Source organism: Gemmatimonadota bacterium, from assembly GCA_022560615.1.
Lineage (GTDB): Bacteria > Gemmatimonadota > Gemmatimonadetes > Longimicrobiales > Gaopeijiaceae > UBA1138.
On sequence record JADFSR010000008.1, the window covers coordinates 1 to 13,504 of the forward strand.

13 protein-coding genes are annotated in these 13,504 nt (G+C 64.2%); 5 read left to right on the top strand and 8 right to left on the bottom strand.

The features are described 5' to 3' along the window. Positions 1 to 271, bottom strand: a 271-nt coding sequence (locus tag IIB36_06945; protein MCH7531491.1) for a hypothetical protein, incomplete at its 3' end; no start/stop codon positions are given. Positions 272 to 296: 25 nt separating this feature from the next. Here IIB36_06945 and IIB36_06950 point away from each other — a divergent pair. Both IIB36_06950 and IIB36_06955 read left to right on the top strand, forming a co-directional pair. Beyond that, on the top strand, positions 297 to 554 hold the full coding sequence (locus IIB36_06950) for an isoprenylcysteine carboxylmethyltransferase family protein (protein MCH7531492.1): 258 nt from the start codon (positions 297 to 299) through the stop codon (positions 552 to 554). Between the two features lie 73 nt (positions 555 to 627). Further along, the gene (locus IIB36_06955; GenBank protein MCH7531493.1) at positions 628 to 822 is read left to right on the top strand and encodes a DUF86 domain-containing protein; all 195 of its coding nucleotides are present in this window, start codon (positions 628 to 630) and stop codon (positions 820 to 822) included. Positions 823 to 1,004: 182 nt separating this feature from the next. Here the strand turns inward: IIB36_06955 and IIB36_06960 are convergent, their stop codons facing one another. From IIB36_06960 to IIB36_06970, 3 genes are all read right to left on the bottom strand, one after another. Then, positions 1,005 to 1,352, bottom strand: coding sequence for a type II toxin-antitoxin system PemK/MazF family toxin (locus IIB36_06960; GenBank protein MCH7531494.1), 348 nt, complete (start codon positions 1,350 to 1,352; stop codon positions 1,005 to 1,007). After that, entirely contained in the window at positions 1,349 to 1,573 is a 225-nt protein-coding gene (locus IIB36_06965; GenBank protein ID MCH7531495.1) for an antitoxin MazE family protein, read from the bottom strand. The genes IIB36_06960 and IIB36_06965 overlap by 4 nt, the downstream gene beginning before the upstream one ends. Positions 1,574 to 2,103: 530 nt before the next feature. Further along, positions 2,104 to 2,271: a hypothetical protein gene (locus IIB36_06970; protein MCH7531496.1), complete on the bottom strand. Its 168-nt coding sequence runs from the start codon at positions 2,269 to 2,271 to the stop codon at positions 2,104 to 2,106. Positions 2,272 to 2,410: 139 nt separating this feature from the next. Here IIB36_06970 and IIB36_06975 point away from each other — a divergent pair, with 139 nt between their 5' ends. Next, entirely contained in the window at positions 2,411 to 3,010 is a 600-nt protein-coding gene (locus IIB36_06975) for a maturase (GenBank protein MCH7531497.1), read from the top strand. A gap of 203 nt (positions 3,011 to 3,213) precedes the next feature. Here the strand turns inward: IIB36_06975 and IIB36_06980 are convergent, their stop codons facing one another. Continuing rightward, positions 3,214 to 5,949 carry a peptidase gene (locus tag IIB36_06980; GenBank protein MCH7531498.1) on the bottom strand — a complete coding sequence of 912 codons (2,736 nt, stop codon included), beginning with the start codon at positions 5,947 to 5,949 and terminating at the stop codon, positions 3,214 to 3,216. A gap of 111 nt (positions 5,950 to 6,060) precedes the next feature. Between IIB36_06980 and IIB36_06985 the strand changes: the two genes are divergently transcribed. Then, the gene (locus tag IIB36_06985) at positions 6,061 to 8,097 is read left to right on the top strand and encodes an Ig-like domain-containing protein (protein ID MCH7531499.1); all 2,037 of its coding nucleotides are present in this window, start codon (positions 6,061 to 6,063) and stop codon (positions 8,095 to 8,097) included. Between the two features lie 12 nt (positions 8,098 to 8,109). Here the strand turns inward: IIB36_06985 and IIB36_06990 are convergent, their stop codons facing one another. After that, on the bottom strand, positions 8,110 to 9,921 hold the full coding sequence (locus IIB36_06990) for an NAD+ synthase (GenBank protein MCH7531500.1): 1,812 nt from the start codon (positions 9,919 to 9,921) through the stop codon (positions 8,110 to 8,112). Positions 9,922 to 10,113: 192 nt separating this feature from the next. On the opposite strand from IIB36_06990, the gene IIB36_06995 reads away from it, so the two are divergent. Continuing rightward, positions 10,114 to 11,916, top strand: coding sequence for a S41 family peptidase (locus IIB36_06995; GenBank protein MCH7531501.1), 1,803 nt, complete (start codon positions 10,114 to 10,116; stop codon positions 11,914 to 11,916). Between the two features lie 51 nt (positions 11,917 to 11,967). Here IIB36_06995 and xerD read toward each other — a convergent pair whose 3' ends face one another. Both xerD and IIB36_07005 read right to left on the bottom strand, forming a co-directional pair. After that, positions 11,968 to 12,876: a site-specific tyrosine recombinase XerD gene (xerD, locus tag IIB36_07000; GenBank protein ID MCH7531502.1), complete on the bottom strand. Its 909-nt coding sequence runs from the start codon at positions 12,874 to 12,876 to the stop codon at positions 11,968 to 11,970. Continuing rightward, positions 12,873 to 13,502: a DedA family protein gene (locus IIB36_07005; GenBank protein MCH7531503.1), complete on the bottom strand. Its 630-nt coding sequence runs from the start codon at positions 13,500 to 13,502 to the stop codon at positions 12,873 to 12,875. The genes xerD and IIB36_07005 overlap by 4 nt, the downstream gene beginning before the upstream one ends. Positions 13,503 to 13,504: the final 2 nt, after the last annotated feature.

Genomic DNA, 13,504 nt, shown 5'->3' on the forward strand with positions numbered 1-13,504 from the left:
TGCGTTGCCGCACGAGCCTCGCCCGATGGCGAAGAAGAACGGCATGCCCTCGCTGCTCAACGGACTTCGGATGGACCTCGGGGATGAGGCCAGCGAGCCGCATGCGCGCCAGTAGCTCCGCGTCGATATCGTCGCTCTTGTAGCTCGACTCGGCGATGACCCTGAGTCGCTTCGCGTGCGCAAGCACGAAGTGCACACCGTTGCCGTCGAGTCGGTCGAATAGCCACGGCCAAGCCGGACCGCTTTTGGGCCTAGGGCTTTGGTCGGTCATCCTCTTTCGTCGCTCCGGCCAAAGCGTGAGTCCCTGGAAGGGGACGCCCGAGATAGTTGAACGCGGCCCATTCCGAATCACGCGGAACCCCATGTATCTCCAGATGGTCCTCGCTTGCCTTGGCTTCTCAGTGATCCTCTCCAATATCTGGATTCTAGCTCTGACGCCTGTTTGCGGCCTAATTCTTCAGGCGTTTTCGATCCTGCCGGAGGAAGCCTACCTCGAGCGGAAGTTTGGGGAACCCTATCTGGACTACAAACGCCGGGTCCGGCGCTGGCTCTGACCGGTGTCGTTCTGGAGCGCCCTCTGCGCGTTCTTAACAAGACTTCCCAGCGGATGTCGAAAAGCAGGATGCCGTGGTTCGCCGCCTCGAGATCATTGGGGAGGCGGCGAAAGGGCTCCCCGAAGATCTTCGAGCCAAATACCCAGACGTGCCATGGCGAGACATTGCAGGGGCGCGCGACATCATGATTCACGAGTATTTTCGGGTTGACCTGCGCTCTGATCCTTCCGTCCTCTCCTGGGAGAGATGGATTGAGCATGCACCCTGATCCTTCCGCCCTCTCGTCGAGAGGTCCGGGAGGGGGTCTGCATGAGGATGAGGCGATTGCTGCAGTGCGGGGAAACTGATCAGCTACGCCTGGTAGCGCTTCGGAGTTGTGTGCCTGCAGCTCCGGCAGCACACAATCGCGAGACGTTGGACGGCCCCCTGAGGATCAGTGATGGGGGCGGGCTATCCTCGGGTCTTTGAGGATCCAGCCAGTCCAAGAAACACGAGAATCGCACGATTCAGTCGTATCACGTCTTCGTCGCCGAGTCGACCGATGTGAGAGCCGAGCTTTTGCTTCGGGATCGTGGTGATCTTGTCCACCATTAGGCGGCACGGCTCCTTCAACCCATTCAAATCGTCCGGTTCAACGTGAATCCGGAAAAGTGGGGCCTCGGTGGGATCGGTCGTGAACGCGCAAATCGTCACCGACGCGGTCGCGTCGAATCCGTCGTCTTGCACAATGACTGCGGGCCGCGGTTTCCCGACGTAGTCTCTACCACCGACGACGGACCATATCTCGCCCCGTCTCACTCCCCGAGGGACTCAGAAACAGCGTCGATGAAGCCCTGGTCGCTCGACCCGTGGTCGCTCTTTGCCACCGCTAGCGACTGCCGATGCGCCTCGACCCCGAAATCTGGCGACCGGACATCCGGGACCCAGATCTGGATCGGTCGGAGCCCTTCCCGTCGCAGGCGTTCCCGATGCGCACGTACCTTATCGCGTGAACTCATCGGCTTCTTTGTACTAGACATTCCACGCGGACTCCTCACAAGGTTACATGTAACCTACCGGCGGATAGCGCGTGTGGCGAGGGGCCGCCCAACACTTATCAGGCCCCCGGAGGCAAGAGCGCGGAGGTCCCCCAAGAGGCGCTGCGAGTTAGCAGCGCCACGAGGACCCCGAATCGATGGAAGCGTCCCCTGGACTCTGACTTGGCTTCGAAGTCGGGCGCAGAGGCTGAACTCTGGACCAAACACTTATTGAGGTTCAGCCGCCGTGTATCCTCCGAGGCGAGGCCCGAGAGGTGGCGGAGCGGGAGTGTGAGCTCCCGCGACCTAGAAGATCATGCGTACCCTCATGTCGTCCGACTACGTTCAAAGGTTTCAGGCTTCCGGTGGGGAACGGGCTCGGCACCCGGACCCAGCGGAGCAAAGGCGGCCAGTGTTGAGGTAGAACCTCAGGAGGGAAACATGACCTTGAGCTCAGACAGAGGGTCCCCATGTCCACGGGACTCCTGAGGGTAGCGGAGCGAGCGCAGCGAGACTCGGACGCTCGGTTCAACTCATTGGCGCACCTCGTGGACGAGGCGGCGCTGGGACGGGCTTTCAGCCGAATCCGCAAGGATGCGGCGGTAGGGGTCGATGGCATCACGAAGGAGCAGTACGGGCAGCAACTGGAAGAGAACCTCCGGGGGCTGCACGAGCGGCTGAAGACGATGCGGTACCGGCATCAGCCGATCCGACGTGTGCACATCCCGAAGGCGAACCGTAAGACGCGGCCGATCGGTATCAGTAGTCTGGAGGACAAGATCGTGCAGGGTGCGCTGCGAGAGGTCCTGGAAGCAGTCTACCGCTTCGTGCGTTACGCCGATGACTATCCAAGTCTACGTGAAGTCGGAGCGGGCCGGGGAGCGTGTGCTGGCGTCGCTGGAGGGCTTCTTGAGGAAGCGCCTCCGCCTGAAGGTGAACCGGAACAAGAGCGCGGTGGACCGGCCCTGGAAACGAAAGTTCCTAGGGTATGGGACCACGTCGAACAAGGAGCCGAAACTGAAGCCGGCACCGGAGTCGGTGAAGCGGCTGAAACTGAAGCTGAAGGATTTGTTCCGACGAGGCCGAGGTTGGAGCCTTGCGCGTACCATCGGGGAGCTCAACCCGATCTTGAGGGGCTGGGCTGCGTACTATCGGTTGGCGGACGTGAGCGGAGTATTCGAAGAGTTGGACATGTGGATCCGCCGAAGGCTGCGCCTCATTCTGTGGCGACAGTGGAAGCGGCCACGGACCCGACTCAAGGAGCTGCGCAAGCGGGGCTTGGACGACAAACGAGCCGCCCAGTCGGCGTACAACGGGCGAGGTCCGTGGTGGAACGCGGGCTCGAGAAACATGAACCAGGCCGTACCGACCACACTGTTGAGCCAGATGGGCCTCGTGAGCCTTCTACAGGAGTACCGGAGACTTGCGCGCTCCTCGTGAACCGCCGGATACGGAAGCGTAAGTCCGGTGGTGTGGGAGGGTTGTAGCGGTGAGCCGACCCACGGTGAACCCTATACGGGCACGAAACCGGAAACGGTGGACACTGCCAAGGAGACGGACCTACAGGCCGCCGCCGCTACGCCCTACCCGATCAGTCCGCGATCCGACTTGATTTCAAAACGCTGGAGCGACCTGAACGCTTCCTACGATATCGGACGGTTGTCCGCCGCCCCGTAGTAAATCCCGTTGAAGAGGAAGCCAAACGTCCCGTGCGGCTGCGCCCGGAAGGTGATCCTCGGGCCGAAGATGAAGAGCTTGCCCTGACCGTAGTCGGCCTCGATCACGCCGACACCGTTTTGCAGGTACCGCCCACCCCACGCCCACCCGCTCTTGAGCGGGCTCTCCGTGTCGTACCACCCGATGCGGCGCACGCCCTGTGCCTCTGCACCCGCGTCCAGCGAGAATGTCGGGCTATGGCTGAAGAGCACATTCACGCGCTCGCCGAAGCCGTGGGTAAGTGGGCTCCCATGGTCGATCTTCATGTCCAAGACAGAGCCGGGCGTGAAGTACTGCTCGCGCGTGAGTGGGATGCCGTTCTCTACCAGGTGATCGCTCACCGGCAGGCCTGCATGCTGCGCGAGACTCGCCGAGGAGCCGATCGCGATCGCGGCACCGCCGTTGCGCACGTACTCGAGGATGCGCGGCACCGTGCCGTCGATCGAGACGTTCCCCATGCGGCCGCGGTACTCCTCAGGAATCGTGCTCGGATCAGGGCCGCCACCGCGTCCGCCACGCCCACCGCGCCCGCCACCACCGCCGCCATCGTTCTCAGCGGCCGGGATCGCTCCGTCCTCGAACACGAGCACGTCGTACTGGGAGAGGTCGGCATTGTCCAGGTCCGGCGGATACAACACGTCGAAGTCGAACTCGAAGTCCTCGAGGATCATGCGCGTCCATCCGGACGACATCGACCCTCCGTAGCGATCCCAAAGTCCGATCTTCACCGGCTTGAGCTCCATCGTGTTCCCGGCAGGTCGGTTCGCCACGCCGACGAAGCTGAGTCCCTTCTCCGCAGCCAGCGTCTCGACCGTGGCGCGATCGGTCTCGAGGTAGAACGCGCCGGCGCTGAAGCTCTGCTCGCCCACGCTCAGCTCGTCCGTATACCAATACGCGCTCCCGCCCGCCGCGAGCACCCGGTTGACCGCGATGAAGGCGTCGTTGATGTGGTCCACAACGTAGCCGCGAGCGTTGGCGGCTCCGGCCACCACGCCGGCCACTGGAGCCGAGATGATGTCGGCGATGAGCTCGAAGGGGCCGTCGAAGCCGTCCATGATGCGATCGAACTCGACGCCCATCTGCCACGCCAGCGTCCAGCCGGTGTTGTCGTACGGCGCGGTCGGCGGCGCGCCCGGGTAGGCGAAGTCGTTCGGATGCTCCTGCTTTTCGAACATGTCGAGCACGTGCGGACGAAACGCCTGAGCGCCCTTCACCACGTAGGATCCCTGCGCGTACCGGGTGCCGGCGACCGTGAAGTCCGCGCTCGCTCGGTGGACGTCCACACCACCGTAGAGCAGCGTGTTGACGAATTTCGTCGCGGTCAGGAAGTCGCGCTGGTCCGACGGAATGATGAAGCCGCGCGGGTCGCGATCCGCCGGATCGCGCAGGATGCGCTCCCAGTCCTCTCGAGTGCCGCGGGCCATCGCGTCGGCGGCCGCGTCGATCTCGAACGGCATCGTGGTCCACGAGTCGGTGTTGCCACGCGCGATCGAGTTGGTGCCCATCTGCCAGATGTTGAACAGCAGGTGGTCTGAGTTCCGCGACGCGAAGTCCAGAACCGCCCAGTTCGCGGTCTGCGAGTACTCGATCGACTGACGGAAATGCCACGGACCGGGCTCGACGGGAAGAGGGAGGTCCCCCCTTGGCATCTGTTGCCTAGGCAGGAACGGAATCTCGACCGGGGTCGGGTTGCCGATCGTTTCGGTGAGCAGCCCGATCATGTTCTTGAAGTACGGTGTGGTGCGCAGACCCCCGTTCCACCACGTGGAGTAGGACGAACCGGAACGCATCGTCGTACCACCCTTGCCCTCGCGTACGAAGCGCTGGTGCATCGCCGAGCCGACCTGATCGAGCCCCGTGATGATGAGCGGATCGAAGTAGTGGTTCGGAGGATCCCTGAAGGGCGGCGCGAACATCACCGTTCCCTGCGGGCCCGTCTGGTGATGGTTGTACACGATCTGCGGGTACCAGACGCGATAGATCGACGTGTTGATGTTCTGCGACTCGGCCAGGGCAGCCATGTAGAAATCGCGGTTGTTGTCGTGCCCGGCGTACTTGTTGTAGAGGACCGGCACCCCGCTCGTGCTGCGTTCCATCGGGTCGTCTTGCCGCATGTACCAATTCGCGACGAGCGCGTGGCCGTCGGGGTTCGCGTGCGTCGCGAGGATGATGACCTTGTCGAGGATGCGCATCGTCTCGGCGTCGGTGTAGTCGTTCAGCCGATAGACGAGCTCCATGAGCTGCTGGGCCCCCAGCACCTCGGTCGCATGCAGACCACCGTCGATCCAGACCGTTGCCTTACCCTCCAGCGCGAGTTCCCGCGCCTGGGCTTCGCTTACCCCCTCGGCCTTCGCCATCATGCGCGAGATGTCGCGATAGTGCTCGAGGCGCGCGTGGTTCTCCGGAGACGTGATGATCGCCTGGAGATGCGGCCGTCCCTCCTCGGTGTAGCCGATGGTATCCAGGATCATCCGGTCGGACTCGCCGGCCAGCTTGATCCAATAGGCGTGTAGGCCTTCGTAGTTGACCAACTCATAGTCAGCGCCGATCTCGTGCCCAAACTGCTCTTCGGGCGTCGTAACCCGGTGCTGGCCCAAGGCGGGCATCGCGAAGAGAAGAGCTGCGACCGTCAGGAGCGCAGACCGGAATAAGTGCTTCGTCATGAATGAGTGCTCCGTCATGCTTGGTATCTCTCCCATCTTGTTCAGCGACTCGAGGGGGTTGATTCTCTTGTTGCTCCTTGGACCCGTCAACAGGCCGCGAAGAATCCCATCATGAAAAAGAGACACCTTTCCTTGGTCCTGATGTTGAGCTTGGCCACTGCCTCGGCCAGCCCAAGCCTTTCGGCGCAAGAATCAGATATCACGTTGGTGGCGGAGCCGGCTGAAGTGTCGCTCGTCGTCGGATCGGAAATTGCGCTGGCGGTCAGGGCGGTTGACGAGTCTGGTGACTCGGTGGAAATGGACATCCGCTTCGCGGCACCGCGCTCGGTGCTCAGGTACCGCAACGGCGTTCTGCAGTCGTACCGGGCCGGCAGCTACCAGATCGTGGCGACTGGTGTGCTCCCCGAAGGGGCTACGGGCGCCCCGCCAATGCTACGCATCCCGGTCGACATCGCTTGGCCGGCGATCGACCGAGTCGAGCTTAACCCATCCGGCGCGGCTCTCTACGTGGGGACTACGATCACCCACGGCCCGGTGGCGCTGCACGCCGACGGCACGCGCCGGCCCGAGGCGTCTTTCGCATGGCGTAGCTCGAACCCCGAGGTCGCGTCGGTCGACGCGTACGGAACCGTGATGGCGACCGCAGCCGGGTCCGTCACGATCACCGTTGAAGTCGACGGCGAGACGGAGGTGCAGGCGTCCTTCGACGTTCTGGCGTTTCCGGCGACCGAGCTCACCATCCACGGTGGTGCGGACCAGGCACGCACTGGCGACGTGCTCCGCTTCTCCGCGCGAGCTAGCGGTCCGGAGGGCCCGGTGCCGGACCTGCCGTTGACGTGGGCCTACACATTCGTTCCGGACGACTCGATCCGTTCGCCTGGAGCATCGGCGATCATGGAGGCCGGGGCGTTCGTGGCCGAGGTTCCTGGTCGCTATACACTATTGGCGATGTCCGGCCCGCTCACGGCGCGCAAGACCGTCCTCATCCGCGGCCGTGACGCGGTCCAGGAGATCGAGCTCCAGGGACGGGGCACGGTGGGCAACACACACACGTCGGACCTCTGGGTCTTCGAGGGCGTCGACGGACGCGACTACGCGATCACCGGGACTTGGTCGGCTGCGGGGTGGGCGTACTTCTGGGACGTCACCGATCCGACGAACATCATCAAGACGGACTCCCTGCAACTCGACGCTCGCACCGTGAACGACGTGAAAGTCGCGCCGAGCGGTCGGTACGCGGCGCTCTCGCGCGAAGGGGCGTCGAACCGCCGAAACGGCGTAGTCATCCTCGACATGGCAGACCCGGCCCACCCGCGAATCGCCTCGACGTTCGAGAGCCACGGGGTCACCGGCGGCGTGCACAACATGTTCGCCACCGAGGACTATCTGTTCGCGCTCGCGAACGGTGACAAGTACGTCATCATCGACGTGCGCGATCCGTACGATCCGAAGTTCGTCAGTGAGTACAACCACCCCAACAGCCGCATTCACGATGTGTGGGTCCACGACGGCATTGCCTACTCATCGGAATGGCAGAACGGCGTCGTGGTAGTCGATGTCGGAAACGGAAGGTGGGGCGGCTCCATCGAGAATCCGGTCTTCGTGACCCAAGTGCCCTACCCCGTGGGCGCCACGCACGCGGCCTTCCCGTACTTCCAGGAGTCGACGGGGAAGTTCTATCTCTTCCTAGGCGATGAGATCGGGGGCGGTAGAGGGAGAGCCTGGACCGGCCCGGGTAGGGACAACCGGCCGTACGACCCCGCGACCGGCGAGGGCGGCGTGCAAGGACGCATGGACGGGTACCTGCACGTGATCGACTTCACCGACCCGGAGAATCCGAAGGACGTGGCGCGTTACGAAGTGCCGGAAGCCGGTACGCACAATTCTTGGGTCGAGGACGACGTGTTGTATCAGGCGTACTACAAGGGTGGTCTACGCATCGTGGACGTCTCGGGTGAGCTGATGGGCAACCTCGGTCGGCAGGGCCGCGAGATCGCCATCTACAAGCCGCAGGACCCAGGTGGTTTCCTGAGGAACCAGGTGAGCGTCTGGGGAGGGCAGCCGCACAAAGGGTATGTCTTCTTTTCCGACATGAATTCGGGGCTGTGGGCGGCGAAGGTCATGCCGAAAGGCCGCCCTATCAGCTAGCCGTCCTATCAGCTAGTAGTCGACCGGCCTGAGATAGAACTCGCCAATCGCGGTGGAGGACAACACCGCGACAGTCGGGAGCTCCCGTTTCCAGTGCGTGCTCTGCAGACGCCGCCACACGACCTCGACAGCTTCCCGGTCGAACGAGAGGCCGACGAGCTGCTCGGGACCATAGCCGCGCACCATGGCGTGCAGGATCGGATCCGCGTCGTGGTAGGACACTCCGATCTCATCCTCGTCCGTGACGCCTCTCACGAGATCCGCCGTAGCCGGCTTCTCGATGATCACGTCCGGCACACCGAGGTGGCGCGCCAGCGCCCACACCTGCGTCTTGAACAGGTCCCCCAGCGGGTTGATCGGGGGCGAGTCGTCGGCATGCCATGTGAAGTACCCGAGCAGCCGTTCGCTCTTGTTGCCGGTGCCGAGCGGAAGCGCGCTCAGGCTGGCCGATTGATCGAAGAGGATCACGGCGCGGAGGCGTGCCATCAGGTTGCCCTTGCGCAGCGGCGAGATATCGGGCTCGTACTGCTCGACGTATCGGTCGATCGGATCCGAGATCTCGATCGTGCGGGTGTGTGCGCCGGTCGCCTCGAGCACCATCGCCGCGTGCTCGAGACTCTCGTCACTGGATGTCCGGTACGGCAGCCGGAAGCCGTACACGTTCTCAGCGCCCAGTGCCCTACAGGCCAGGAAGAGTGAGACCGCCGAGTCGACCCCTCCGCTCACGCCCACGACGACGCGCTCGAAGTGACGTCGCCGCCGCACCTCCTCGCGGATGAACTCCACCAGCGTGCGTTCGACGAGCTCGAGGTCGAGCTCGAGCTCGACAGGGTTCTTGAGCGCCGCATCGTCCGTGGGGATCGGCCCGCGCCCCACCAGCGCCGGTGTCGCTTCTTCTGGGTCCCCTTCGGCCTCCGGGTCATCCTCGACCTCAGAAGCACCCGCCCCCGGCCGTGTCGCTTCCAGCGACCGCCGGAGGTGGGGCAACATTTGTTCGAGGTCGGACAGGAGCGGTGAAACGACGCGGGCTCGATCGATCGACGCGGCGTCGAGGGAGGCGATCGTCACGGCCTCCTCGAGGAGGGGGCCACGTGCGAGCACCTGTCCGTCCGGTCCGACCGCGATCGACCCACCGGGGAAAAGCTTGCCGCCCTCGGACCCAACGAGCTGAGCGACGACCACGAATACGCCGTGTTCGATCGCGGCGCCGGGGGCGATCTGCTCCCAGCGCTCGAGGTTGGCGGGCCGTCCGCCCGAACCCGCAGTGAAGTCTCGAGCAGGCGAAGCGCTGACGACCACCAGAAGCTCAGCGCCACCCAGTGCCAGGATCGTCGCAGGCAGCGAGTGCCACATTTCCTCGCATATCAGGATGCCTAGGCGCCCGAACCGCGTATCGAACGCCCGAAGCTCCGTGCCCGTCTCTACGAACCGCGCCTCGTCGAAGACACCGTATGTGGGCAGAAACATCTTTCGATGCACGTGTCGCACGGCCCACGCGCCGTCTCCCGCCTCGAGGTAGACGGCGCTGTTGTGCAAACGACGGCGCCAGCGCTCGTAAAAGCCGATCACGACGTCGGGCCCGCCTGCCGGCGGTGGGCCGAGCATCTCGATCAACCGCTCGACCGTCAGCGCCGCCTCTGCGACACCACCCTCGAGGAAGTATCCGCTGAGCGCCGCCTCGGGAAAGACCATCAGGTCGGTCTGGTTCGCGTGGGCCCCGACAATGTCGCATACGGCCTTGATATTGCGGGCGACATCAGCCTTCGTGGGCTTGAACTGTACCAGCGCCACCCGGAGCGGAGGGCGGGCCTCGGTTGGGCTCATGGACGGTGGATCTCGTTTGAGTCTCGGCCTCATGCCTCCGACCTTATTCTGTACCGATAGGTGAAAAGTATCCGTTCGGTTCATATGTTGCAGGGGAGCGTCCTGGAAGCCCCGGCGATGCACGGAACGCGGTTCCGTACGCGGGGGTTAGAGGACACACATGACAACTACGCCGACGCCGAGGGCGCCCGCATGAGATACCGTTTCGCAACGTTGACGCTGATCCTGGCGCTCGCCGCCCCAACTCTGGGCGCGCAAGACACCGAGACCCGTGCGAACTCGAGCGTCGGGTCACCGCCCGAACTCGAGATCCTTGCGGAGGCCGTGGAAGCGATCACAACGATGCACATGGACGGCTTCAGCGACTCCACGCTGTGGGAGGCGGCGCTCGACGGCCTAACGGTGCTGCTTCGGCGCAACTCCGACGAAGCGGTAGACGAGCCGATCATGCTGGCCGACCTCCTCACTGCGGTCGAGCAGGTCGGGCAGTCGGCCGAGCCCGAGATCCTGGCACAAACCGTGGCTAGGATCTCCGGCCTTCTCATGGACGGTGTCAGCGACTCCACGCTGTGGGAGGCGGCGATCGACGGCCTCATCGGGGCGCTCGACGACCCCTACGCGGAGCTCTTCACCGAGGTCGAGTCGGATGCGTGGGAAGAGCAGACGACGGGCAACTACTCCGGCATCGGCCTCCAGATTACTCGACTCAACAAAGAGGTCACCGTCACGGCGGTCTTCCGCAGCACGCCCGCCAATCAAGTGGGGATCATCGTCGGCGACATCATCGTGGGCGTGAACGCGAACGATGCGTCGGACTGGACGACAAAGATGGCTGCGGACTCGATCCGGGGTCCGGTGGGCACCGGTGTGCTCGTGAAGATCAAGCGCGCCGGGTTCGACGAGCCCATCGCTTTCGACATCACGCGCGCGCAGGTGCACGTGCCGGCCGTTCACTACGGCGTTCTCGAGAGCGGCATCGGCTACATATTGCTCGACCGGGTGGCGCGGAACGCGGCCCAGGAGATGAACTCCGCGCTCGCCGAGCTCGCGGATACGCGGGGGCTCGTCATCGACCTGCGTAGGAACCCCGGCGGCTTCCTCGACGAGTCGCTCATGTTGGCCGACCTCTTCCTGAAGCCCGGCTCGACGCTCGCCAGCACCGTGCAGCGTATACCGGACGCCGAGGCGTATGAAACGGAGACCGAATCCTACACGGACCGCTGGCCTCAGTTGGTTCCGGATCTCCCGATCGTGGTGCTGGTCGATCGCTTCACCGCGTCCGGAGCCGAGATTCTCGCCGGCGCTCTCCAGGACTACGATCGCGCGCTCGTTCTGGGTGAACGCTCGTTCGGCAAGGGCGTCGTGCAGACCGTGATGCGGCTACCGTACAGCCGACGTCTGCGTTTCACGATCGGGTCGTGGCATACACCACTCGGCCGCTCGCTTCAGCGGGCACGAGATTCTCAGTTCCGTCCGATCGCGGAGGACTTGGACACGTTGCCACGTGTCACGACCGCGCAAGGGCGCTCGCTCATCAACGGCGGTGGAATCTTCCCCGATCTCGCCGTGGCGGACGACACGACCACAGTCGTCGAGCGGGAGCTGATCAGGGCTGCGAACGACCAGGAGATTCCGCTCGGGCTCCGCCTCGCAGAACTCGGCTTCGAGGCCGCCAGCGCCCGCCGCGAAGCCAATGATGACCCGGGTCTCACCGATGCGGAGTTCGATCGGTTCATGACTCTTCTCGCGGAGGAGGGCCTCGCCGAGGACCAGCTCTCCGACTCGGGCGTCCGGACATACCTGCGCTGGCGGGCTCGTATCAGCGTGGCTCAGCGCATGGATGATCTGGGTGCGGAAGCCGACATCCGAATGGAGCGGGATCCTGTCCTGTCCGAAGCTGTGCGTCTGCTGCGGACCTCGACCTCTCAGGCGCAGCTTTTCCAGGCCGCCGACGCGGAGCGGGTTCGCCGGGGTCAGGGGACGGGAGGGCTCTAGCGGCCCGAGCGCGACGTGCCCCAGTAGCCCGAGCGCGACGTACGCCGCCCCTCAGTTCCGGGGGTGGAATCGTCGGTGCACGTCTCGGAGATATTCGCGGTCGACGTGGGTGTAGATCTGTGTCGTCGAGATGTCGGCGTGACCCAACAGCTCCTGAATGGCAGCCAGGTCCGCCCCGCCTTCCACCAGATGGGTCGCGAAGGTGTGCCTGAGGGTGTGCGGAGAGACGTTCTTCACGATTCCCGCTCGCCTCGCAGACTTCTTGACGAGCTTCCAAACGGACTCCCGCCTCATCCGAGTCCCCCGGGCGTTGAGGTACACATGGCCCTCACCGCGGCCCTTGTCGAGTCCCGGGCGCACCTCTCGCAGGTAGCGCTCCAGCGTCCTCACCGCCGGACCACCCATGGGCACGATTCGTTCCTTAGAGCCCTTCCCGAACACGGTCACGAACGCTTCACCCAGATCGAGGCCTGACAGCGGCAAGTCGACCAGTTCGGAGACCCGGAGCCCGGAGGCGTAGAGCAGCTCGAGGATCGCGCGGTCCCGCCAGAACAGTGGTCTCTCGGAATCCGGGGCGTCGAGTAGGCGCACCACCTCGGTTTGCGTCAGGAAGTCCGGCAGCTTCCGGGCAACACGCGGACTCTCCAGACGCTCGGTCGGATCGACGTCGAGTACGCCTTCCGACAATAAAAAGCGGAAGTACGTGCGCACCGCAGACTGCGCCCTGCGGATCGAGGTACCGGCGAGTCCAGCGTCCTTCAATCCGAAAATCCACTCGCGCAGCAGGTCCAGCGTCACTTCCACAGGGTCGCCCACTCCGCTCTCTGACACGGACCTCCACCAGCGCGTGAGGTCTCGTTCGTAGGCGGACAACGTGCGCGCGGAAAGTCCTCGCTCGAAGGTGATGTAGTCGTTGAACTGCTCGAACCGAAACGCGCTCGGAATCGACGACTCACTCACCGAGGCCGCGCTCCATCGCTGTCCCGCGGATGCCGCGTGCGCCACCACCAGAGGGCCGACGGCGCCGCGACCGCCACCGCGACGACGAGCAGGACACCGTTGACCCGCCCGAGCAGCGCCCGCAGCACGTCCAGGTTTTGCCCCGCCAGCGCCCCGAGCCAGATGAGCACACCGTACCAGATGGCGGAAGCCAAGGCGATGGGAATCGCCACGAGGATCAACGGCTGGCGGCTAACCCCTGCGAAGACCGGAACGATGGAGCGGAGTCCGGGCAAGAACCGCGTGAGAAAGATCGCCGCGATCCCAAAGCGCTCGTAGAAGCTGGCCATGCGCTCCATCTGATGAGGTCTCAAGACTCGCCTCCCCCATCCGGCCTCGAAGAAGGGCTTGCCATGAGTGTAGCCGAGCCGATACATGGCGAGCGCCGACCCCACGTTCAACGACCACGTGGACACGAAGATCCACCGCGCGTCCAACTCTCCGACTGCCGAAAGGAATCCACCCAGCGCCACGAACGTATCCGCCGGGATCGCCGGCAACACATTCTCGAGCGCGGCACCGACGCCCAACAAGACGTAGACCACCGCAGCCGGAACATCCTCTACCCAGTTCAGGAAGTTAGCCATGC